The 20,501-nt window shown below is 59.8% G+C and carries 20 protein-coding genes; 7 read left to right on the top strand and 13 right to left on the bottom strand.

Going from position 1 to position 20,501, the window contains the following annotated elements; all coding sequences use genetic code 11:
• Positions 1 to 43 precede the first annotated feature (43 nt).
• Positions 44 to 1,357 carry an ATP-binding protein gene (locus tag BM017_RS22615; RefSeq protein ID WP_071492496.1) on the top strand — a complete coding sequence of 438 codons (1,314 nt, stop codon included), beginning with the start codon at positions 44 to 46 and terminating at the stop codon, positions 1,355 to 1,357.
• 95 nt (positions 1,358 to 1,452) lie between these two features.
• Here the strand turns inward: BM017_RS22615 and rimK are convergent, their stop codons facing one another.
• Genes rimK through BM017_RS22600 form a run of 3 tightly spaced genes read right to left on the bottom strand, consistent with a single transcriptional unit; the run spans position 1,453 to position 3,630 of the window.
• Positions 1,453 to 2,358: a 30S ribosomal protein S6--L-glutamate ligase gene (gene rimK, locus BM017_RS22610; RefSeq protein ID WP_010214091.1), complete on the bottom strand. Its 906-nt coding sequence runs from the start codon at positions 2,356 to 2,358 to the stop codon at positions 1,453 to 1,455.
• Positions 2,355 to 2,819 carry a retropepsin-like aspartic endopeptidase RimB gene (locus BM017_RS22605; protein WP_371322030.1) on the bottom strand — a complete coding sequence of 155 codons (465 nt, stop codon included), beginning with the start codon at positions 2,817 to 2,819 and terminating at the stop codon, positions 2,355 to 2,357. Before BM017_RS22605 ends, rimK begins: the two co-directional genes overlap by 4 nt.
• A 31-nt stretch (positions 2,820 to 2,850) precedes the next feature.
• Positions 2,851 to 3,630, bottom strand: coding sequence for a S6 modification regulatory phosphodiesterase RimA (locus BM017_RS22600; RefSeq protein WP_092248543.1), 780 nt, complete (start codon positions 3,628 to 3,630; stop codon positions 2,851 to 2,853).
• A gap of 116 nt (positions 3,631 to 3,746) precedes the next feature.
• On the opposite strand from BM017_RS22600, the gene BM017_RS22595 reads away from it, so the two are divergent.
• Positions 3,747 to 4,154, top strand: coding sequence for an RNA-binding S4 domain-containing protein (locus BM017_RS22595; RefSeq protein WP_092248540.1), 408 nt, complete (start codon positions 3,747 to 3,749; stop codon positions 4,152 to 4,154).
• A 52-nt stretch (positions 4,155 to 4,206) separates the two neighbouring features.
• Here the strand turns inward: BM017_RS22595 and BM017_RS22590 are convergent, their stop codons facing one another.
• A complete protein-coding gene (locus tag BM017_RS22590; RefSeq protein ID WP_092248537.1) occupies positions 4,207 to 5,010 on the bottom strand; it encodes a phosphatase PAP2 family protein in 804 nt (267 codons plus the stop codon).
• A gap of 103 nt (positions 5,011 to 5,113) precedes the next feature.
• On the opposite strand from BM017_RS22590, the gene hslO reads away from it, so the two are divergent.
• Positions 5,114 to 6,016: an Hsp33 family molecular chaperone HslO gene (gene hslO / locus BM017_RS22585; RefSeq protein WP_071492491.1), complete on the top strand. Its 903-nt coding sequence runs from the start codon at positions 5,114 to 5,116 to the stop codon at positions 6,014 to 6,016.
• Between the two features lie 179 nt (positions 6,017 to 6,195).
• Positions 6,196 to 7,737 carry a phosphoenolpyruvate carboxykinase gene (locus tag BM017_RS22580; RefSeq protein WP_092248534.1) on the top strand — a complete coding sequence of 514 codons (1,542 nt, stop codon included), beginning with the start codon at positions 6,196 to 6,198 and terminating at the stop codon, positions 7,735 to 7,737.
• A gap of 58 nt (positions 7,738 to 7,795) precedes the next feature.
• On the opposite strand, the gene BM017_RS22575 is transcribed toward BM017_RS22580, so the two are convergent.
• The 4 genes from BM017_RS22575 to BM017_RS22555 all read right to left on the bottom strand — a co-directional run bounded on the left by BM017_RS22575 (position 7,796) and on the right by BM017_RS22555 (position 10,426).
• Positions 7,796 to 8,659, bottom strand: coding sequence for a DMT family transporter (locus BM017_RS22575; RefSeq protein ID WP_256575404.1), 864 nt, complete (start codon positions 8,657 to 8,659; stop codon positions 7,796 to 7,798).
• Between the two features lie 98 nt (positions 8,660 to 8,757).
• Positions 8,758 to 9,390: a DUF1493 family protein gene (locus tag BM017_RS29415; RefSeq protein WP_256575670.1), complete on the bottom strand. Its 633-nt coding sequence runs from the start codon at positions 9,388 to 9,390 to the stop codon at positions 8,758 to 8,760.
• 266 nt (positions 9,391 to 9,656) lie between these two features.
• Complete coding sequence (locus BM017_RS22560) at positions 9,657 to 10,256, bottom strand: putative adenosine monophosphate-protein transferase Fic (protein ID WP_092248525.1); 600 nt, start codon at positions 10,254 to 10,256, stop codon at positions 9,657 to 9,659.
• Positions 10,256 to 10,426, bottom strand: coding sequence for a YhfG family protein (locus BM017_RS22555; protein ID WP_016979054.1), 171 nt, complete (start codon positions 10,424 to 10,426; stop codon positions 10,256 to 10,258). Before BM017_RS22555 ends, BM017_RS22560 begins: the two co-directional genes overlap by 1 nt.
• Before the next feature lie 175 nt (positions 10,427 to 10,601).
• Between BM017_RS22555 and BM017_RS22550 the strand changes: the two genes are divergently transcribed.
• On the top strand, positions 10,602 to 11,777 hold the full coding sequence (locus tag BM017_RS22550) for a tetratricopeptide repeat protein (RefSeq protein ID WP_092248522.1): 1,176 nt from the start codon (positions 10,602 to 10,604) through the stop codon (positions 11,775 to 11,777).
• A gap of 62 nt (positions 11,778 to 11,839) precedes the next feature.
• On the opposite strand, the gene BM017_RS22545 is transcribed toward BM017_RS22550, so the two are convergent.
• Positions 11,840 to 12,889, bottom strand: coding sequence for a S8 family peptidase (locus BM017_RS22545; RefSeq protein WP_092248519.1), 1,050 nt, complete (start codon positions 12,887 to 12,889; stop codon positions 11,840 to 11,842).
• Positions 12,890 to 13,053: 164 nt separating this feature from the next.
• Here BM017_RS22545 and BM017_RS22540 point away from each other — a divergent pair, with 164 nt between their 5' ends.
• Positions 13,054 to 14,991 carry a RecQ family ATP-dependent DNA helicase gene (locus tag BM017_RS22540; RefSeq protein ID WP_092248516.1) on the top strand — a complete coding sequence of 646 codons (1,938 nt, stop codon included), beginning with the start codon at positions 13,054 to 13,056 and terminating at the stop codon, positions 14,989 to 14,991.
• A 22-nt stretch (positions 14,992 to 15,013) separates the two neighbouring features.
• Positions 15,014 to 15,448 carry an acyl-CoA thioesterase gene (locus BM017_RS22535; protein ID WP_092248513.1) on the top strand — a complete coding sequence of 145 codons (435 nt, stop codon included), beginning with the start codon at positions 15,014 to 15,016 and terminating at the stop codon, positions 15,446 to 15,448.
• 34 nt (positions 15,449 to 15,482) lie between these two features.
• Here BM017_RS22535 and BM017_RS22530 read toward each other — a convergent pair whose 3' ends face one another.
• The 4 genes from BM017_RS22530 to BM017_RS22515 all read right to left on the bottom strand — a co-directional run bounded on the left by BM017_RS22530 (position 15,483) and on the right by BM017_RS22515 (position 20,395).
• Complete coding sequence (locus tag BM017_RS22530; protein WP_058424794.1) at positions 15,483 to 15,959, bottom strand: glycine zipper domain-containing protein; 477 nt, start codon at positions 15,957 to 15,959, stop codon at positions 15,483 to 15,485.
• 266 nt (positions 15,960 to 16,225) lie between these two features.
• Complete coding sequence (locus BM017_RS22525; protein WP_092248511.1) at positions 16,226 to 18,574, bottom strand: FdhF/YdeP family oxidoreductase; 2,349 nt, start codon at positions 18,572 to 18,574, stop codon at positions 16,226 to 16,228.
• Positions 18,571 to 19,410, bottom strand: a complete 840-nt coding sequence (gene fdhD, locus BM017_RS22520; RefSeq protein ID WP_092248508.1) for a formate dehydrogenase accessory sulfurtransferase FdhD — start codon at positions 19,408 to 19,410, stop codon at positions 18,571 to 18,573. Before fdhD ends, BM017_RS22525 begins: the two co-directional genes overlap by 4 nt.
• A 97-nt stretch (positions 19,411 to 19,507) precedes the next feature.
• On the bottom strand, positions 19,508 to 20,395 hold the full coding sequence (locus BM017_RS22515) for a LysR family transcriptional regulator (RefSeq protein ID WP_092248505.1): 888 nt from the start codon (positions 20,393 to 20,395) through the stop codon (positions 19,508 to 19,510).
• Between the last annotated feature and the right edge of the window lie 106 nt (positions 20,396 to 20,501).

Below are 20,501 nucleotides of genomic sequence, written 5' to 3'. Positions count from 1 at the left end.
CTGCGAGCGCCGCTCGTTTCTGCAAGGTATCCAGCTGTCTTCTATGAAAACCCCGTTGTGGTTCCCCCAAAGTTTCTTCTCCCGCACCCTTTGGCTGGTGCTGATCGTCGTTCTGTTTTCCAAGGCACTCACGCTGGTTTATCTGTTGATGAACGAGGACGTGCTGGTGGATCGACAATACAGTCACGGTGTTGCCCTTACCCTGCGTGCCTATTGGGCAGCTGACCCTGAGAATCGCGAAAAAATCGCCAAGGCCGCTACGTTGGTTCGTGTGGCGGGCGCGGGTGTGCCGGAAGGCGAGCAGCATTGGCCCTACAGTGAGATCTACCAGCGCCAGATGCAGGCTGAACTCGGTGAAGACACCGAGGTGCGGTTGCGCATGCATGTATCGCCGGCATTGTGGGTGCGTGCGCCGAGCCTGGGCGAGGACTGGTTGAAGGTGCCGTTGTATCCGCATCCGCTGCGGGGGCAGAAAATCTGGAACGTGCTGGGCTGGTTCCTGGCGATCGGGCTGCTTTCAACGGCGTCGGCGTGGATCTTTGTGCGTCAGCTCAACCAGCCGCTCAAGCGTCTTGTGTTTGCCGCCCGCCAGTTGGGTCAGGGGCGTAGTGTGCGCCTGCCAGTCAGCGATACGCCCAGCGAAATGACCGAGGTGTATGGCGCGTTCAACCAGATGGCGGAAGACGTCGAACAGGCTGGGCGCGAGCGCGAGCTGATGCTGGCGGGGGTGTCCCATGACTTGCGCACACCGTTGACGCGATTGCGCCTGTCGCTGGAGTTGATGGGCAACCATACTGATCTCACCGATGACATGGTCCGCGACATTGAGGACATGGACGCGATTCTCGACCAGTTCCTGGCGTTTATCCGCGATGGCCGTGATGAGGTAGTGGAAGAAGTCGACCTGACGGACCTGGTGCGTGAGGTGGTCGCGCCCTATAACCAGAACGGCGAACAGGTGCGCATGCGTCTGGAGCCGATCCGGCCGTTTGCGTTGCGTCGGGTGTCGATGAAACGCCTGTTGAACAACCTGATTGGCAACGCCTTGCATCACGCCGGTTCTGACGTGGAAGTGGCGGCGTATGTGTCTGGCGACAGTGCAGCGCCCTATGTGGTGCTCAGCGTGATGGACCGGGGGGCGGGCATCGACCCGGACGAGCTGGAAGGCATCTTCAACCCCTTCACCCGTGGCGACCGTGCCCGGGGTGGCAAGGGCACTGGCCTTGGGTTGGCGATTGTGCGGCGGATTGCTTCGATGCATGGTGGCAATGTTGAGTTGCGCAACCGCGAAGAGGGTGGCCTGGAGGCGCGGGTACGCTTGCCGCTTGGGCTGATGTTGCCCAGGGATGCGGTATAGGCACAGTTGCAAGCTCCCGGTTTAAAGCTGCAAGAGAAAGGCGGATTGTTTTGCCTGTCCTTGCAGCTTAAAGCTTGAGGGTGCTGGCTGCTTCTCTAGCCCTTGCCCTTGGTCCTGGTCATATTTGGCCCACCATTCTTCTCCAGATGCTGAATGATGATCCCCGCCACATCCTTGCCGGTGGTGGTCTCGATCCCTTCCAGACCCGGTGATGAATTCACCTCCATCACCAGTGGCCCATGGTTGGAGCGCAATATATCCACACCCGCCACACTCAACCCCATCACCTTGGCCGCCCGCAGTGCGGTCATGCGTTCTTCCGGGGTGATCTTGATCAGGCTGGCGCTGCCGCCACGGTGCAGGTTGGAGCGGAACTCCCCCGGCTTGGCCTGGCGTTTCATCGCCGCAATCACCTTGTCGCCCACCACGAAGCAGCGGATATCCGCGCCACCGGCTTCCTTGATGTATTCCTGCACCATGATGTTCTGCTTGAGACCCATGAACGCCTCGATCACCGATTCCGCCGCCGTCGCAGTTTCACACAGCACCACGCCGATACCCTGGGTGCCTTCCAGCACCTTGATCACCAGCGGCGCGCCATTGACCATGTCGATCAGGTCGGGGATGTCGTCGGGGGAGTGGGCGAAGCCAGTCACCGGTAGGCCGATACCACGGCGCGACAGCAACTGCAGCGAGCGCAGCTTGTCCCGCGAGCGGGCAATGGCTACCGATTCGTTGAGAGGAAACACCCCCATCATTTCAAACTGGCGCAGCACTGCGCAGCCATAAAACGTCACCGAAGCGCCGATTCGCGGGATCACGGCATCAAACCCTTCCAGCGGCTTGCCCCTGTAGTGGATCTGCGGCTTGTGGCTGGCGATGTTCATATAGGCACGCAACGTGTCGATCACCACCATTTCGTGGCCACGTTCGGTGCCGGCCTCAACCAGGCGGCGGGTGGAATACAGACGCGGGTTTCGCGACAGCACAGCAATCTTCATGCAGCACCTGGGGCAGATAGGGTAGAGACCGGGAACACCGGCTTGTCTTGTACGTACTTGATGCCGGGATTGACCACCAAATGGCCGTCAATCAAGGCTTTGGAACCCAGCAACAGGCGGTAACGCATGGCCTTGCGGCAGGCCAGGGTAAACTCCACCCGCCATACCCGATCACCCAGCGCCAGCGTGGTGCTGATGACATAGCGCACCTGCGCATGGCCATTGGAGCTCTTGATGGTTTTCATCGTCACCAGCGGCGCTTCGCAGCGGCGGTGACGCAGTTGCACGACGCTGCCCAAGTGTGCGGTAAAACGCACCCACTGCTCGCCGTCGCGCTCGAACGGTTCAATGTCGGTGGCGTGCAGGCTCGAGGTGCTGGCACCGGTGTCGATCTTCGCGCGCAGGCCTGCTACTCCCAAGTCGGGAAGTGCCACCCACTCACGCAGACCCACAACGGTCAAATGGTCAAATGTCTTCAATATGGATAACCGATCAATTTGCCCAGGCCTGAGGGGATATCTCGGCCAGGGCTTTAAATGCAGGCTTGGCGAACCAGTAGCCTTGCATCAGAAATATTCCACAGTCGGAGAGAAAGTCCCGTTCGCCGGCACTTTCGATGCCTTCGGCGATGACAGTAACCCCCAACTGCTCACAGATTGTGACAATCCCCTGGACGATGACCTGACGGACACGGTCCTGATCAACATCGCGGATCAGCGCCATGTCGAGTTTGATCAGGTCAGGTTGGAAGTCGGCCAGCAGGTTCAGCCCCGAATAGCCCGCGCCGAAATCGTCGATGGCGGTCTTGAAGCCGAATTCGCGATATTCACGCAGAATATTCGTCAAATGGCGATAGTTATCTACATGCTCGCTTTCCAGGGTCTCGAAAATCAGTTGGTTCAACGGAAAATTATGTACGCGAGCCGCCTCCAGGGTGCTACGGATGCACAGTTCCGGGCGGTACACGGCATTGGGCATGAAGTTGATCGAAAGGTGAGTTTGCATTCCCAAGGTTGCCGCACCGGCGATCGCCTGGGTTCGGCAGCGTTGGTCGAAGCGGTAGCGGTTGCCTTCGTTGACCTGGTTCAGCACCGACAGCGCCCCTTCGCCTTGTGTGCCACGCACCAGGGCTTCGTGGGCAAAGATCGAATGGTCCCGCAGGTCTACGATAGGCTGGTAAGCGAACGCAAAATCGAACCCTAGGGGCTCGCTTTGCTGGCAACCCACGCAGCGCTGGTTGGGCGAGGTGAGTGAAAGGGGGAATTCGGTCACAACATATCCTCGCGAAAACAGGGTGCTACCTGGCGTATCTTAGGTGAGCCTGGGGATTTATGCGTCGAAGGGTTTCAACGGTAAAGTTGCGACATTTTTCAGAGCGAGGAATTCAAGTGGCTCAAAAGCAGGAAGAGGAAGAAAAGGTCCGTCTGGACAAGTGGCTGTGGGCGGCGCGTTTCTATAAAACCCGTGCCCTGGCCAAGGCCGCCATCGAGAGCGGCAAGGTGCATCATCGTGGCGAGCGCTGCAAGCCGGGCAAAGAGCCACGTGTCGGTGATGAGTTTCAGATTCGTGCAGGGTTTGATGAAAAGACGGTCGTGGTTCAGGCGCTTTCCATCGTTCGTCGTGGCGCATCTGAAGCGCAAGCGTTATACGCCGAAACCGAAGCCAGCATCGCCAAGCGTGAAAATGCGGCGGCGATGCGCAAGGCCGGTGCCACTGGCATGACCACCGATGGCAAACCGAGCAAGAAACAACGCCGCGACCTGTTCAAGTTTCGCGGCAGTGTCAACGATGACTAGCCTCAATCGAACGGGCTTTTGTAGTGAGCGGGGCAAGCCCGCTCGCCACAGATTATTGCCGTGTTCTAACGACGCTCATTCGCCCCACTATGGGTAAACGAGCAGCCAGCCCGAACACCGGCGCCGTTACCCGCAACAACCCACCCGATACCTTCGCCGCAAACGGTGTGTAGTACCCCCAGCCCAACGCCAACAGTGCCAGCAACACTCCGCCGATGTAATCGTCTTGCCCCCAATGTGCCCCCGCCACCAGGCGCGGCATCATGAACAGCAGCGTCAGGGCCCAGATGACCAGCACCTGGCCGATGCGCTTGGCGAACACGGTCATGAACATCCCCCAGATCAGCAGCACCGACGCATGGTCCCCCGGGAAGCTCTGACTCGAACGGTCCTTCAACTCCCAGGTCTTCTCCAGGCCCGGGAAGTAGTCACTCATCTGGATCGCCCCGCTGATCACCATGGACGGGCTATTGTGTTGCCAGCCCATGTGCGCGGCGAGTTTGGAAAACAGCATGCGGATAAACAGCAACAGCAACAGAATGCCGATAAAACCTAACAAGGCCTGGCGCACTTGCACCGCCTTGAACACCCAATCGCCGCGAATCAACAGCATCAGCAGAATCACCCCGACCACTGCATCGAACGGTCGCAAACTGGCGACAGCCCACACGTGCAGCCATGTGGAACTGCTCGCCAGCGGGTCATTGAGCAGGTGAAACAGCCACTCGTCGAACATCACACACAGCATCTGGCCGGTGGGCCACAGCCAAAAACACAGCAGCCCGATAGCGAGTAGATTGCAGACGGCCCATCGCCCGAGGTTCCACTTGGCTTGGAACAAACCCGGATTGTTCATAAACTGTCCCTCATGGCTCTAGAAACCGCACCAAAACGGTGCTAAAGCGTTTAATTCTATAAACCTTGTAATCATTTTGTCATCAATTCAGATACCCAGACCTATGACTGATCTACCGGATACCGACTTCACCCAACGCTTCATCTTCGACGAGAGCGACGCCCGCGGCGAACTGGTCTCGCTGGAGCGCAGCTATGCCGAAGTCCTTGCCAAGCACCCTTATCCGGAGCCGGTCGCGCAACTGCTCGGTGAGCTGATGGCCGCGGCAGCGTTGCTGGTGGGCACCATGAAGTTCGACGGTTTGCTGATTCTGCAGGCGCGTTCCGAAGGCCCGGTGCCGATGCTGATGATCGAATGCTCCAGCGAGCGTGAAATCCGTGGCTTGGCCCGTTATGAAGCCGATCAGATCGCGCCGGATGCCACCTTGTCCGACCTGATGGCCAACGGCGTGCTGGCAATTACCATCGACCCGACCGAAGGCCAGCGCTATCAGGGCATCGTCGATCTGGATGGCGAAACCCTGTCGGACTGCTTCACCAACTATTTCGTCATGTCCCAGCAGGTGGGCACCAAGTTCTGGCTTAACGCCGACGGCAAGCGCGCCCGCGGCCTGTTGTTGCAGCAATTGCCGGCTGACCGTATCAAAGACGACGATGATCGCGCAGAAAGCTGGCGGCACATCATCGCCCTGGCTGACACACTGAAAGCTGAAGAATTGCTGGGCCTGGACAACGAAACCATCCTGCACCGCCTTTACCACGAAGAGGCCGTGCGACTGTTTGACGCACAGGGCCTGCGCTTCAACTGCAGTTGCTCGCGTGAGCGTTCGGCCAATGCGCTGGCCAGCCTGGGCCTGGAAGATGCGCAAAACCTGGTGGTGGAGCACGGTGGCCATATCGAGATCGACTGCCAGTTCTGCAACGAGCGCTACCTGTTCGATGCGGCCGATGTAGCGCAATTGTTCGCCGGCGCAGGCATCGACACCCCTTCCGACACCCGCCACTAAAACGTTTAAGCACAGGTAAATCACCTGACAAACGCCGGATTAGCGCAGTTCTGACGGGAGGGCCCTACTCTTTTTGGGCTTTTCTGGCATAATCCGGCCCACTTTTTTCGCGGTAGTAGTGCGCAACTTTCTACTACAAAACGTTTGGAGCACTCGGCCATAGGCCGACGGGGAACCTCATGACGCAAGCCAACAACGCCGTATACACCGATCTGAGTGTTGACGATCTGGTTAAAGAAGCCCTGCAGCGTGGTGAAGGCGTGCTCGCCGATACTGGCGCGCTGGTCGTCGAAACCGGTCACCGTACTGGCCGTTCGCCGGTCGACCGTTTCATCGTTGAAGAGCCATCCACCCAGGCTTCCATCGCCTGGGGCCCGATCAACCGCAAGTTCCCGGCCGACAAGTTCGATGCCCTCTGGGCTCGCGTCGAGGCATTCAACAACGCGCAAGAGCATTTTGTTTCCCACGTTCACGTAGGGGCTTCCGAAGACCACTACCTGGCTGTGAAAATGACCACCCAGACTGCCTGGCAGAACCTGTTCGGTCGTTGCCTGTTCATCAACCCGGCCCAGTACAACCCGGCCGGTCGTGACGAGTGGCAAGTGCTCAACGTGGCCAACTTCGAATGCGTGCCAGAGCGTGACGGCACCAACTCCGACGGTTGCGTGATCCTCAACTTCGCACAGAAAAAAGTCCTGATCGCCGGCATGCGCTACGCCGGTGAAATGAAAAAAGCCATGTTCTCGGTGCAGAACTTCCTGCTGCCGGCTTCCGACGTACTGCCGATGCACTGCGCCGCCAACATCGGCGAAGCAGGCGACGTGACCCTGTTCTTCGGTCTGTCGGGCACCGGCAAGACCACCCTGTCCGCCGACGAAAGCCGTTACCTGATCGGTGACGACGAACACGGCTGGGGCGAAGGCGTGGTGTTCAACATCGAAGGCGGTTGCTATGCCAAGTGCATCGACCTGTCCGAGAAGAACGAGCCGGTCATCTGGAAAGCCATCAAGCACGGCGCCGTGCTGGAAAACGTGGTGATCGACGAAGCTGGGCACGCCGACTACACCAACGTCAGCCTGACCCAGAACAGCCGCGCCGCCTACCCGCTGGAGCACGTGGCCAAGCGTTCCGAGAAGAACCTGGGCGGCGAGCCAAACGCGGTGATCTTCCTGACCTGCGACCTGACCGGCGTACTGCCACCGGTGTCGATCCTCAGCGAAGAACAAGCGGCCTACCACTTCTTGTCCGGCTACACCGCACTGGTAGGCTCGACTGAGATGGGTTCCGGCGGCGGCATCAAGTCGACCTTCTCCACCTGCTTCGGCGCACCATTCTTCCCGCGCCCGGCTGGCGAATACGCTGAACTGCTGATCAAGCGTATCCGTGGCTTCGGCTCCAAGGTCTACCTGGTCAACACCGGCTGGACCGGCGGCGGCTACGGCGTCGGCAAGCGCTTCAACATCCCGACCACTCGCGGCGTGATTGCAGCGATCCAGAGCGGCGCGTTGGTCGGTGCTGAAACCGAACACCTCGACACCATCAACCTCGACGTGCCATTGGCCGTACCGGGCGTTGAGACCGGCCTGTTGAACCCACGTAACACCTGGGCCGACAAGGCTGCCTACGACGAAGCGGCGAAGGCGCTGGCCGGTCTGTTCATCGAGAACTTCAAGAAGTTTGAAGTGAGCGATGCGATCAAGGCCGCGGGTCCCAATTTGTAAGATTCAGTCGTTGTGAAAAAGCCGCCTCTTGTGAGGCGGCTTTTTTGTGCGTGTCGGATTAGTCGGCGATATGTAAAACCACTGCGCCGACCAGTACCAGCACAACCCCCAGCACCTGCACCGCCGACAACCGCTCCTTGAAAAACATGAATCCCAGGATCGCCGCAATCCCGCCCGACAACGTACTGATCACCGTCACCACCGAAACCGACCCCGCCATCGCCCCCCATGAAAACGCCGAGAACCCGCCGAGGTTCATCAAGCTCGCCCCGGTCAGCGTCGCGCAGTTTTTCAGCGGTGGGATTTTCAAGCCGTCCTTGATCTTCAACACCATCACCAGCAGTACGCACAGGCCCACCAGGTAACCCAGCCACAGCATGGTGATCGGTCCCAGCGCCGGCAGTGTGTAGCGGCCTTGCAGCCAGAAACTGGTGCCATACAGCAGGGCGGCGAGCATGGCGTAGGCGATCGACTGGCTGGGGTTGTTGTGGGGGACGCCGTTGTCCTTATGGATGCTGGAGAGGATCACGCCGATTACACACAGGGCGATGCAGCCCAGTTGCGTCGGGCTGATGTGTTCACCGCTGGCCCAGGACAGAAGTGTGGTCACCACGCCGTAGGAGGTCACCAGCGGCGCCACGATGGCGGCTTTGCCCAGGGCGAAGGCCTTGGACAGTGCAAGAGCTCCGGAGACAGTGAACAGGGCGGCAGCGATGCCCAGCAGCCAGACGCTCAGCGCGGCGTCGAGGGCTTTGAACAGGAAGGTCGGGAGGATGACCAGCAGCAGGGTCATGATCAGAAAGCCCAGCGCCTGGCCGAAATACACCGCGCGTTTTACGCCCACGGCGCGGGCGTTGAGGCCCACGAGAAAATCCGTGCCGCCCCAGAGCAGGGCGGCCAGCAGGCCCATTGTTACGTCCATGTAAGGTCCTTGTTGTTTTGAGCACGCTCATCGAATGTGAGAGGGGACTTGCCCCCTGCCACAATTTGAGTACCGGTGTGCCTGGAGTTTGTGTTCGCTCAGCTCAGGTTTTCCAGCGTCTGCGTGTCCCAGCTGTGGGTCTTGATCGCCAGGTAGAGCATGCCGATGGTCAGCGGCACTTTTTCGCCGCGCCCCTTGGCCCGGCGCTTGAGGAACACATCAAACACCGGCGGGTTGAAGTAACGATAAGTGTCGTAGTCACCCAAGTCGAGGGCGAATTCCTGCTCCAGCGCTTCCATCAGGTGCTTGGCCTCACTGCCGTCGCAGCCCAGGTCGAAGTTGATCGAAGTTTGCAGGCGGATCGTCTTGTGTTTGGGCAGGCCGATTTCTTCGTGCAAGAGCTGCAGGAGTTGCTGCATCACGGGGTCTTCGGGGAAGTTGAGGGCGAGGTTCATGGTGGGGGCACGCAGGAGTGGGTGATTGGCTTTTACTTTGCAATAGATATTCTGAGTGCTCAATAACCCGATGCCTGTCACGAAGGCGATTATCGGCAGGCTCCCAAGCTGAGCACCTCTGATCCATGAGGTGGCATACAACAGAAGTATTGGGCCGGTGACCAAGAGGCAGAGTCCAAACCATCTTCTGAGCACTGGTAGCCTTATTGACCTGTCAATTATGGCGGCCAGTGCGATGAGGAGGAGCAGATAAATCCATTCGATGTATTCGTTCATCGTCTTAGCCACTCTGGAGCTGTTGAGCCGTGGCCGATATGTTGAGTCCTTTCAATGTTCACTTGTATTTGCCGGGGCTGCTGAAAGGGCGCCAGTTTCAGTCAGAGAAAGGTGAGTTTTATAGAGGGGTGGGCAGGAGTTTTAAGCAGTTTCAGAAGAGGATGTCGTGGTATTTGGAGGTTTCTTACAGGGCTTTCCGGGATTTGTGGCTTGCAGTGACTTAACAGCAAAACAGGCAAGTGATGTGATGGGGGGGCTGGGGTGTGTCAGTTGCCGACCGGCCTACTCACACACCGCTCAAAAATCGCCTCCAACCCCCGATAATCACAGGCCACCGCATCAATATTCGCCGGTATCCACGCCGCGTGCTTCACCAGCCACCAGTTCACTGAAAATCCGGCATTCACGATGATCTGCTCGAAAAAGATCCGTTGTGCTCGGCCATTACCTTCGCGGAAGGGATGGATGACGTTGAGGTCGCCGTAGGCTTCGGCAATCTGCTTCACCAGCTGGGCCTGGCTCGCCCCGACATACCAGTTCGCTGCCTCCATTTGCCGGATGATCTTCGCCGCTTCCGGCGGGATGCGTTCCGGGGTGCAGAACAGCGTGTCGCCCTTCTGGATGTTGACGCTGCGCAGTTCACCGGCCCAGTCGTAGAGGTCGCCGAACAGGACGCGGTGTATGTGTTGCAGGCGTTCGAGGTCGTAGGGCGGCGGGAAGAGAGGGAGGTTGCCTACGGCGATTTCGGATAATTCCCGCTCGGCCTGGTGCAGTCGGGTTTCGTCGTGCAGATCGAGGCGGTTGCGCAGGACGCTGCTACCGGGATAGCAGTACGGATCCTGGCCCACCCCGTATTTGTCGAGCATCAGCGTGGGGTGTTGCGGTACTTGGCAAGGACGGCTTCACGGGTCGGCAAGGGCTTGTCGACGTCGGCCGGTTGGGTGTCGAACCCTTCCAGGCGCAGGCTGGCCAGGTAATTGGAACGGCGGATCTTGTGGTAATGATCCTGTTTTTGCTCAAACGTCGGTTCGCTCATGGCAGCGTACTCTTGGGTAGCAAGGCTTGATTGTAGCGCAATGCTTCAACAGGCAGGCGGGATAAAAACCACGTCACATTCTGTATAAATAATCCGCCAGCCCACGCATTTCGGAGTATGTTTCACCGCAAAATCTTGCAGGGCGATTCCGCCCGCTACTTAAAGGGAGTTAAGCATGGGTTTGCTGCGTGTTGCTTCGGCAATGTCATTGTGTGCGGTCGCGTTTTCAGTCCAGGCGGCGCAATTGCCGATTGAAGTGCTCAGTGCGGTGGTCAAGGACCAGAAAATCGCCGACGCCGAGGTGTTGCTGCAACGCAACGGTGCGCAGAACGTAGTGGGCCGTACCAACGCCCAGGGGCAAGTGACCCTCACCAGCGAAGCCGCAGACGATGCCACCAATCTTCTGATCATCAAGAAGCCCGGCTACTCGAACCTGGTGGTGAAGTGCCCATGCGCCGGCATGACGTATGCCATCAGCCCGGTGATGGAAAACCTCGACGGCCTGCGTGTGGTACTGACCTGGGGCAAGACCCCGGAAGACCTCGATTCCCACATGATCTTCCCTGGCAACAATATCTACTTCGAGAACAAGACGGGCACCGACGCTGAACTGGACGTGGATGACGTCGACAGCTACGGCCCGGAAACTATCACCCTGCAGAAAAAACACTACGGCGAAAGCTACGTGTATGCCGTGCATGACTTCACCAACGGCGGCAATCCAGGCTCGCGCCAGCTGTCCAACAGCGAAGCCAAGGTATTCGTGTACATGGGCCAATCGCTGGTGCGTACCTACTACGTGCCGAAAAACCGCAGCGGCAACCTGTGGACCGTGTTCCGCATGACCGGCAGTGGCGACTTCCAGGACATCAACACCTTCAGTGGCGTGACGGTGAACGCGGCGAACGTGCTTAACGAAGTCAAACCGTTGCTGGATGACAGCGTGGCCGTTACCGCTGTGGCGGTGAGCTCTTCTGCGCAAGCCGATGCAAAACGTCTGAACGTGCAAGGTGAAGCGGCTTACCAGGCCGGCAAGCTGGACCAGGCTATCGACCTGTTCCGCCAGGCTATCGAGTTGGACAATGGTTTCGGCAAGGCCTACGGCAACCTGGGCCTGGCGTATCAGAAGGCCGGCAACACCGCCGAGTCGATCTGGGCCAATCGCAAGGCTATCGCCCTCGCCACGGGCGCGAACGCTGCGACGGTGCGAGCGGGCGCTTACTACAACATTGCGCGGATCTACGAAGCGGCGGGGCAGTTCCCGGATGCGTTGCGTCACTACCAGTTAGCCAAGGAGCAGAAGGCTAACCCGGTGTATGACACGGCGATCGAGCGGGTGCAGAACCGCTGATACACAGCGACAAATGCTCTACCGACAACGCGCCTTAGGGCGCGTTGTTTGTTTGGGCGCGATTACAGGCGCGAGGCAGCGTCCAGGTCCATCAACCCACGCCCATAGGCTTCGCTGTTGGCGTAGATGCCTGTTCGATTGGCGGTGCTGAGCAGGCGGTCACGCACTTGTTGCGGCGTCATTTCGGGAAAGCGACTTTGCAAGGCAGCCAAGGCGCCGCTGACCAGCGCAGCGGCTGGCGAAGTGCCGGCCGTAGGTCCGTAGCTGCCGTCCTTGTTGGTGGTCAACAGCCCTGCTCCACCGTCACCTCCCGGTACCGCGATGCACCAGCGGGCCGCGAGGCCGCAATAGTTGGACTTGAGATTGATGGCGGTGCCGTCGCTCTTGAGTGCCATGACGGCTATCCAGCCCTTCTCCAGTTCAGGCACCAGTGCCGGCAGGCCGGGCTCGGCAAGCGGCTCACGCTTGACCTCATTGCCGGTGGAAAACACGAAAACAGCACCCTCGGCGACCAGCTTTTTCGCCACGTCCAATGAGTCCCCCATCAAGCGTTCATAGATGGAAACTTCGTTGGTGTTGGCTTCGATGGGATTGGCCCATGAGTTGCTGAAGATCCGTGCGCCCTTTGTGTGTGCGAGCGTCCAGGCCTGGGCAATTTCACTGTCAAAATAAAAAGGCTCCTTGTCATCACCGAAGCGCATGGGAATCAACTGGGCGTTAAACGCAATGCCGTGGATGCCCTGGTCGTTCTTGTTGGCGGCGAGAATACCGGCCATCTGGGTGCCGTGACCCTTGATATCGAGGGTTCCCGGCTGGTGGCGCACAAAGTCGTAGCCCGGGTCGGCCACGCGACCGTAGAACTCAGGCAGGTCCTGGTTCAGGCCTGAATCGATCAGTGCCACTTTGACACCCTGGCCTGTGCCACCCCGTGCGTAGAGTGCTGATGCCTTGACGACGGGCAGGGCTTTTTGCGCCAGGTACTCGAGGGTTTCAAAGCGCTGTGTATCCGGCTCGGCGGGCTTTGGGGAGGGTGGGGTCACGCACCCCAACAGCAACAGCGGCAATGTGAGCAGGCTCAGGCGTAGCGATGGGAATACTGGCTTGTGCGACATTCACGACTCCGGGTCGGGCGCTTGTGATCAGGCATGTTAATGTCTTCGTTTTTGCGTCGGCCTGCTGGTTTTCTCTGTATCAGTTTGTAGCGTTTATCCCCGACCTATTCTCGATCGCTGATCTATGTTTTTGACTCCCTCAGCGGTCAATGGAGTGACAGCCTATGCACGACACCCTCCAACAGGTCTTTGGTTATCCACAGTTTCGTCCGGGCCAGGAAGAAACGGTCAGCGCCATACTGGCCGGGCGTTCGGCGGCCGCTATTTTCCCTACCGGGTCGGGCAAGTCCCTGTGTTACCAGCTGTCGGCGGTATTGCTGCCGCACCTGACGCTGGTGGTATCGCCGCTGTTGGCGTTGATGCAGGATCAGCTGGGTTTCCTGCAGCGCCATGGCATTGCGGCGGGCAGTATCGACTCGGCCCAGAACCGCGATGAGGCCAATGAGGTCATGGCCCGTGCGCGGTCGGGCGAACTCAAGATCCTGATGATTTCGGTGGAGCGCTTGAAGAACGAGCGCTTCCGTAACTTCCTGCAAAGTGTGCGGATCTCGTTGTTGGTGGTGGACGAGGCCCACTGTATTTCCGAATGGGGCCACAACTTCCGTCCGGACTATCTGAAACTGCCGGACTACCAGCGTCAGTTCAATATCCCACAAGCACTGCTGCTGACGGCGACAGCCACGCCCAAGGTGATTGCCGACATGCAGGCCAAGTTCGCCATTGCCCCGGACGATGTGGTCACCACGGGCTTCTACCGGCCCAACCTCAACCTGCTGGTGGAGCCGGTCAGCGGTGCGGACAAGCGTCGCCGGCTGGTGCAGTGGATGAGTGAGCGCGTCGACCAGCCGAGCATTGTCTACGTTACCTTGCAGAAAACCGCCGAGCAGATTGCCGAGCACCTGAATCGCAACGGCATCCAGGCCGAGGCCTATCACGCGGGTTTGCCCCACGATAAACGCGAGGGCATCCAGCAGCGCTTCATGGGTGGACGCTCCAATTGCATCGTCGCCACCATCGCGTTTGGCATGGGCATCGACAAGAGTGATATCCGCAACGTGGTGCACTTTGACCTGCCCAAATCCATCGAGAACTATAGCCAGGAGATTGGCCGGGCGGGGCGTGATGGGCAGCCATCCGACTGCCTGGTGCTGGCCAATCGCGACAGCCTCAATGTGCTGGAAAATTTCGTGTACGGCGATACGCCAGAGCAGGAAGGTATCCGGCGGGTGCTGGAAGAGTTGCAGGCCGCACGGGGCGATGGGCAGTGGGAGTTTTTGCTCAGGTCCTTGTCGGACCTCAGCAATATCCGCGAGCTGCCGTTGAAGACGCTGCTGGTGCAGTTGGAGCTCAAGGGCGTGATCGCGCCGCGTTACGCGTTTTATGCCGAGTACCGTTTCAAATACCTGGTCGAACCTGAGGCTTTGCTTGCACGTTTCTCCGGTGAGCGGCAGCAGTTTGTCGCGGCGATCATCCAGGTTTGCAAGCGCGCGAGGAGCTGGGCGACAGTGGATTTCGACGTGCTGTATCAGCAGCACAACGCCGAGCGCAATCGGGTGGTGAAGGCGCTGGATTATTTCCAGGAGCAGGGCCTGATCGAACTGGAAAGCAAGCAAATGACCGAGGTCTACAGCCTGCTGGAGACCGATTTCGATCCACAGGTGTTGAGCGCTGAGTTATACACAGGCTTCAAGCAGCACGAGGTGGCAGAAGTCGCGCGGATTCACGCCATGCTCGATCTGTTTGCCACCGAACACTGCCTGGGGCAGCGCCTGGCACAGTACTTTGGCGATGAAAATGCACCGCAGCGTTGTGGGCATTGCTCGGTGTGCCACGGTCATGTTGCGCGCCTTCCTTCGCCGCCGGGCTTGCCGCCACTTGTGGATAAGAACTTCATGGAGCTGTGCGGCGATTTTATCCACAGGCATCATGAACACACCGGGCAACTGCCTGGCGCGGAACGCCTGACGCGTTTCCTCGGGGGCATCAGCGTGCCGTTGTTTACCAAGCTGAAGGCGCGAGGTATTCCGGGTTTTGCTGTGCTGGAAGAGTATCCGTACGCCGAGGTACGCGAGTGGGCCCAGGCCCATTTGAATGACCTGTAACTCACTTTCACGAGATGACCCGATGCCTGATACCGTACCGCAACGCGCCGATTTCCCTCACTTCCAGCCGATCATCACGCGTTGGCACGACAACGATGTGTATGGCCATGTGAACAACGTGACCTACTACAGCTTCTTTGACACGGCAGTGAATACCTACCTGATCGAGCAAGGTGGTCTGGATATTCAGGAAGGCGATGTGGTGGGGTTTGTGGTGAGTTCGGCGTGTGATTACTTTGCGTCGATCGCCTTTCCCGAGCGCATCGACATCGGCCTGCGGGTGGGCAAGCTGGGCAACAGCTCAGTGCAGTACGAGTTGGCGGTGTTCAAGGCGGGCGAAGAAGACGCCTGTGCGGCGGGGCGGTTTGTGCATGTGTTCGTGGATCGGGGGACGAACCAGCCGGTGACGATTCCGGGGCGGCTGCGCGAGGCATTGCAGCGGTTGATCACCCTGTAGGAGCCGGCAAGCCGGCTCCTGCACTCAGCAACTATCAGTCGCGGTAGTGATGCTTGTTCTTGCGATGCCCATAGGCATGACCGCGCCCACGGTGGTCGTCACGGTCATAACGGCGGTGATCACGGCCACGGCTGCGACGGTCGTCGTCATCGCTCTTGTTGCCCATGTAGTTGCCCAGTGCGCCACCGGCACCACCGCCGGCCGCTGAACCGATCAGTGCGCCGGTGCTGCCGCCGACACTGCGGCCCACAACGTTGCCGCCGGCTGCGCCCAATGCGCCGCCAATAGCGGCTTCGCCACGGCTGCGCTTGTCGGCGCCCACCGCACTACCACCCGCGCCACCCAAGGCTGCGCCGATGGTCGAACCGGTGTTGCCGCCTAGCTGCTGGCCAACGACCGAACCCAGAACCCCGCCCAATGCGCCGCCCACACCGGCTTCGGTGGTGCCACCGGCCATGGCTGCGCCACTGACCAGGCCAAGGGACAACAAGAGAATCGAGGAGAACTTCATTAGGGAGACCTCAAGAGGATGACGGCGCGATCCTGAGGCTGTATCTGGATTGTGACAATAGAAATCCGACCAGTAGCACGAGTTGTACACAATTCTATAAGTTACTGTTTTTACTCGGGAACTTAAGTCTGTTTTGCGAGTCTTTAGCTACTTCGGAACGGCCGCTTTTATGCAAAAGCGGCCTTTTTTGTGCCCGAAATTCCTTTTGCGGGTAATTCCCTGTGGCGAGCGGACCAATACAAGTCTGCCCACCACAACGGTCCTGATCAGGCCGAGCGCGCCATGATCAAGCCATTGTCACTCGCCGCTTCCAACCGGATCGCCACGAACTTCGACGTCGGTGTATGGCTGCCATCCCCGGTGCTTTCCAGCGGCACCAGCGGGTTCACTTCCGGGTAGTAAGCCGCAGCCTGCCCCGCCGGAATATCGAACGCCAGCAAGGTAAAGCCCTTCACACGGCGCTCGCGACCGTCCTCCCACAATGACACGATGTCGGCCTTCTGCCCCGGCTTGAAGCCCAGGCGGATGATGTCGGCTTCGTTGACGAACAGCACGTCACGCTGGCCCTTGACCCCACGGTAGCGGTCGTCCAGGCCGTAGATGGTGGTGTTGTACTGATCGTGGGAGCGCATCGATTGCATGATCAGGTCCGGTACGCGGCCGGTCGCGTGGGTGCGTTCGTGGATCAAGTCCTTGGGCAGGATGTTCGGGCGGAAGTTGGCGCGGCCCGACGGGGTATTCCAGCGGCGCGCGCCCGCGGAGTTGCCCAGATAGAAACCGCCTGGATGCTTGATCTTCTCGTTGAAGTCCTTGAAGCCGGGAATGGTGTCGGCAATCAGGTCGCGGATGCGGCTGTAGTCGGCCACCAGCCAGTTCCAGTCCACCGGCTTGCTGCCCAGGGTCGCGGCAGCGATACCGGCCAGGATTGCCGGTTCGGATTTCATGAGTTTCGACAGCGGCTGCAACTGGCCATTGGAACCGTGGACCATGCTGAACGAGTCTTCCACCGTCACCGCTTGCGGGCCTTCGGCCTGGATATCGATGTCGGTACGGCCCAGGCACGGCAGGATCAGTGCATCTTTGCCGTGCATCAAATGGCTACGGTTGAGCTTGGTGCTGATCTGCACGGTAAGGTCGCAATTGCGCAGGGCTTCGAAGGTACGCAGGCTGTCCGGCGTGGCTTGAGCGAAGTTGCCGCCCAGGCCGATAAACACCTTGGAGCGGCCTTCGAGCATGGCGTGGATGGCTTCCACTACGTTGTGCCCGTTTTCACGCGGCACCTGGAATTGGAAGCGACGCTCCAGGGAATCGAGGAACGCCACCGGAGGGCGTTCGTTGATGCCCATGGTGCGGTCGCCCTGCACGTTACTGTGGCCACGCACCGGGCACAGGCCGGCGCCTGGGCGGCCGATATTGCCGCGCAGCAGCATCAGGTTGGCGATTTCCTGGATGGTCGGCACCGAATGGCGGTGCTGGGTGATGCCCATCGCCCAGCACATGATCACGTTCTTGCCTTTGGCGTACATGCGCGCGGCTTGCTCGATCTCGACCAGGGTCAGGCCGGACTGTTCGACGATCTCATCCCAGGAGGTATCGTCGATCTTGCCCAGGTATTCCAGCACGTTGGCGGTGTGCTCGTTGAGGAAGTCGTGGTCGAACACGGCCTCCTTGCCTTCGGCCTGGGCCTGGCGCTCCCACAGGAGCAGGAACTTGGCCATGCCGCGCAGGATGGCCATGTCGCCACCCAGCGCCGGGCGGAAGTAGGCGGTGTTGGTTGGCTTGTCGCCGTTGGTGAGCATTTCCAGCGGGTGTTGCGGGTGCTGGAAGCGTTCCAGGCCGCGCTCTTTGAGTGGGTTGATGCACACCACCTGAGCGCCGCGTTTAACCGCTTCACGCAGCGGTTCGAGCATGCGCGGGTGGTTGGTGCCGGGGTTCTGGCCCCAGACGAAGATCGCATCGGCATGTTCGAAGTCATCAAAGGTCACGGTGCCTTTGCCGACGCCCACGCTTTGCGCCAGGGCAACGCCGCTGGCTTCGTGGCACATGTTCGAACAGTCCGGGAAGTTGTTGGTGCCGTAGGCGCGCACGAACAATTGGTACAGGTAGGCCGCTTCGTTGCTGGCGCGACCCGAGGTGTAGAACTCGGCCATGTCAGGGCTGGGCAGGGCGTTGAGGTGCTTGCCGACCAGGTCGAAGGCCGCTTCCCAACTGATGGGCGTGTAGCGGTCGGTTTCGGCGTCATAGCGCATCGGCTCGGTCAGGCGGCCCTGGTATTCCAGCCAGTAGTCGCTCTGTTCCAGCAAGGCGGTGACGCTGTGCTTGGCGAAAAATGCACCATCCACACGGCGCTTTGTAGCTTCCCAGTTGACCGCCTTGGCGCCGTTTTCGCAGAACTTGACCATGCCGCTCTCCGGCGAGTCACCCCAGGCGCAGCCCGGGCAGTCGAAGCCGCCGTTCTGGTTGGTCTTGAGCATCATGCGCAGGTTTTTCAGCGCGTTGTCGCTGGTCAGCCAGGCTTGCGCCACGCTGATCAGTGCGCCCCAGCCGCCGGCCGGGCCTTTGTAGGGCTTGTAGCGCGGGGTCGGGGTTTGGTCGGCTTGGTGGTGCTGGCTCATGGCTGGTTCTCCATCGCAGGGCTGTAGACCCGCGGCGCACTTTTCTGCGGCAGGTGGATGAGATTGAGGTTATGCCGGCGCGCCCATTGCAGGGCGAGGCCGGTGGGTGACGACAGGCTGACCAGGGTCTGGATGCCCGCGCGCAGGACTTTCTGGATCAACTCCAGGCTGCAACGGCTGGTAACAATCGCCAGGCCGCCTTCGGTCGGAATTTTTTGGCGGATCAATGCACCGATCAATTTATCCAGGGCGTTATGTCGGCCAATGTCTTCGCGGCCCAGCAACAATTCGCCCTGGCCGTTCATAAATACGGCGGCATGCACGGCGCCGCTGTACTGGCCCAAGGGCTGGAACGCGCTGATGCGTTGGCGCAGGCCATCCAGCCATTCGGCAGGCGGCAAAGGCGCGCCCGGCAGTACATCAAGGTCAGGCAATGCTTGTTCTACCGCCTCTACACCGCACAGACCGCAACCACTGGTGCCGGCCAGTTGCCGGCGCTGTTGCTTGAGGTTCCAGAAGGCGCGGCTGGAGATCTGCACCTGAGCGTATTGAGCCGAGCCCGATCCGCTGAGTTTTAGATCATAAATGTCGCTAACGTCGGCGATAATGCCGCTGCCTATGCTGAAGCCGACGATAAAGTCTTCCAGGTCTGTCGGCGTCACCAGCATTACCGCTTGGCTGATGTCGTTGTAGGCAATCGCCAACGCCACTTCCTCGGCCAGGGCTGTGCTGGCGAATTCCGTATGTTCGAGATTGCAATACTCGTAGCTCTGGCTGGCGGCGGGCGCTGGCGTTTCAAGAGCGGGCGCCGCGCAGACTGGGCGCTTGGCCTTCATGGGGCAGTACCACCGGCGGATTGATCAGTGTTTAGACTAGGCGCGACAAAGCGTCGCGTCTAATCGCCAGTACTGATCTTCCGATAGATGACGTCGATCAAGACTCGTTTTGCGATTTCTGATACAGCGCGAAACACGCCTCTGCCAGCGCCGAGCGCGGTGCACTGCGGCGCATGATCAAGCCCAGGCGCGCGAGTGTATGGGCGTCTTCGATCGGCTGCAGGCGCAGATGCTCGGTGAGTGCATCCAGGCCACCGTCCAAAGGCATCACGGCGCAGCACAAGCCGCCATGCACGGCTTGCAACAACTGATGGACGGCGTCGGTCTGCAACAATGGCTGCGGGTTGAGCCCACGGCTATGGAAGTTGTGGTCGATGGATTGGCGAAAGTGCATGCCGCTGGTGAGCATGCCCAGGGGCAGTTCGATCAGGGCTTCCCAGCTCAACGGCGTGTCGCCAAAGCTGAAGAAGCGTTGGTCGTAGAGCAGGCCCATGCGGGTTTCGCCCAAGGCCAGCGAGTCGAAGCGCTCGGTGTCCAGGCGCTCCAGGTAAGACACGCCCAGGTCCAGGCGATTGCTCGCCAGTTGCTCAAGGATCTGTTCGGAGCTGAGCGCCGACAGCTCGAAGCGCAGGTTCGGGTGTTCTTTGTGCAGTTGCTGCATCAACGCCAAGGGATCGAAGCTCGACAACGGCACCACGCCCAGGCGCAATGTGCCGACGAGGTTGCCGCGACAGGCGGCCGCTTCGGCCTGCAAGCCGTCATACGCCGCCAGCACCGTGCGTGCCCAGGCCAGCACGCGCTCACCGGGGGCGGTAAAGCCCTCGAAGCGCTGGCCGCGATTGACCAAAGGCAGGTCCAGCTCTTCTTCAAGGCTGCGCAAGCGCATCGACAGGGTCGGTTGAGTGATGTGGCAACGCGCGGCCGCCTGGCCGAAGTGGCGGGTCTCGTCGAGGGCGATCAGGAATTTCAACTGTTTGATGTCCATCTTCGCTCCTGGGCTTATTCCAATGGCGGGGGGATTCTAGCGCGTTTGGGTCTTTTGCCGGGTTGGAACCCAAGTCGGTAGGACTGGTCTAGTCTTGGGCATCTGG

This window comes from Pseudomonas sp. NFPP04 (genome assembly GCF_900113815.1).
GTDB lineage: Bacteria > Pseudomonadota > Gammaproteobacteria > Pseudomonadales > Pseudomonadaceae > Aquipseudomonas > Aquipseudomonas extremorientalis.
Note: the sequence above shows the minus strand (reverse complement) of the source record. Positions and strands in the feature narration are given on the sequence as shown.

Excerpts from the sequence above, each read along its gene's own strand:
- BM017_RS22615 (WP_071492496.1), top strand. The coding sequence starts at position 44 with ATGAAAACCCCGTTGTGGTTCCCCCAAAGTTTCTTCTCCCGCACCCTT.
- rimK (WP_010214091.1), bottom strand. The coding sequence starts at position 2,358 with ATGAAGATTGCTGTGCTGTCGCGAAACCCGCGTCTGTATTCCACCCGC.
- BM017_RS22590 (WP_092248537.1), bottom strand. The coding sequence starts at position 5,010 with ATGAACAATCCGGGTTTGTTCCAAGCCAAGTGGAACCTCGGGCGATGG.
- hslO (WP_071492491.1), top strand. The coding sequence starts at position 5,114 with ATGACTGATCTACCGGATACCGACTTCACCCAACGCTTCATCTTCGAC.
- BM017_RS22580 (WP_092248534.1), top strand. The coding sequence starts at position 6,196 with ATGACGCAAGCCAACAACGCCGTATACACCGATCTGAGTGTTGACGAT.
- BM017_RS22575 (WP_256575404.1), bottom strand. The coding sequence starts at position 8,659 with ATGGACGTAACAATGGGCCTGCTGGCCGCCCTGCTCTGGGGCGGCACG.
- BM017_RS29415 (WP_256575670.1), bottom strand. The coding sequence starts at position 9,390 with ATGAACGAATACATCGAATGGATTTATCTGCTCCTCCTCATCGCACTG.
- BM017_RS22560 (WP_092248525.1), bottom strand. The coding sequence starts at position 10,256 with ATGCTCGACAAATACGGGGTGGGCCAGGATCCGTACTGCTATCCCGGT.
- BM017_RS22555 (WP_016979054.1), bottom strand. The coding sequence starts at position 10,426 with ATGAGCGAACCGACGTTTGAGCAAAAACAGGATCATTACCACAAGATC.
- BM017_RS22550 (WP_092248522.1), top strand. The coding sequence starts at position 10,602 with ATGGGTTTGCTGCGTGTTGCTTCGGCAATGTCATTGTGTGCGGTCGCG.
- BM017_RS22545 (WP_092248519.1), bottom strand. The coding sequence starts at position 12,889 with ATGTCGCACAAGCCAGTATTCCCATCGCTACGCCTGAGCCTGCTCACA.
- BM017_RS22540 (WP_092248516.1), top strand. The coding sequence starts at position 13,054 with ATGCACGACACCCTCCAACAGGTCTTTGGTTATCCACAGTTTCGTCCG.
- BM017_RS22535 (WP_092248513.1), top strand. The coding sequence starts at position 15,014 with ATGCCTGATACCGTACCGCAACGCGCCGATTTCCCTCACTTCCAGCCG.
- BM017_RS22530 (WP_058424794.1), bottom strand. The coding sequence starts at position 15,959 with ATGAAGTTCTCCTCGATTCTCTTGTTGTCCCTTGGCCTGGTCAGTGGC.
- BM017_RS22525 (WP_092248511.1), bottom strand. The coding sequence starts at position 18,574 with ATGAGCCAGCACCACCAAGCCGACCAAACCCCGACCCCGCGCTACAAG.
- fdhD (WP_092248508.1), bottom strand. The coding sequence starts at position 19,410 with ATGAAGGCCAAGCGCCCAGTCTGCGCGGCGCCCGCTCTTGAAACGCCA.
- BM017_RS22515 (WP_092248505.1), bottom strand. The coding sequence starts at position 20,395 with ATGGACATCAAACAGTTGAAATTCCTGATCGCCCTCGACGAGACCCGC.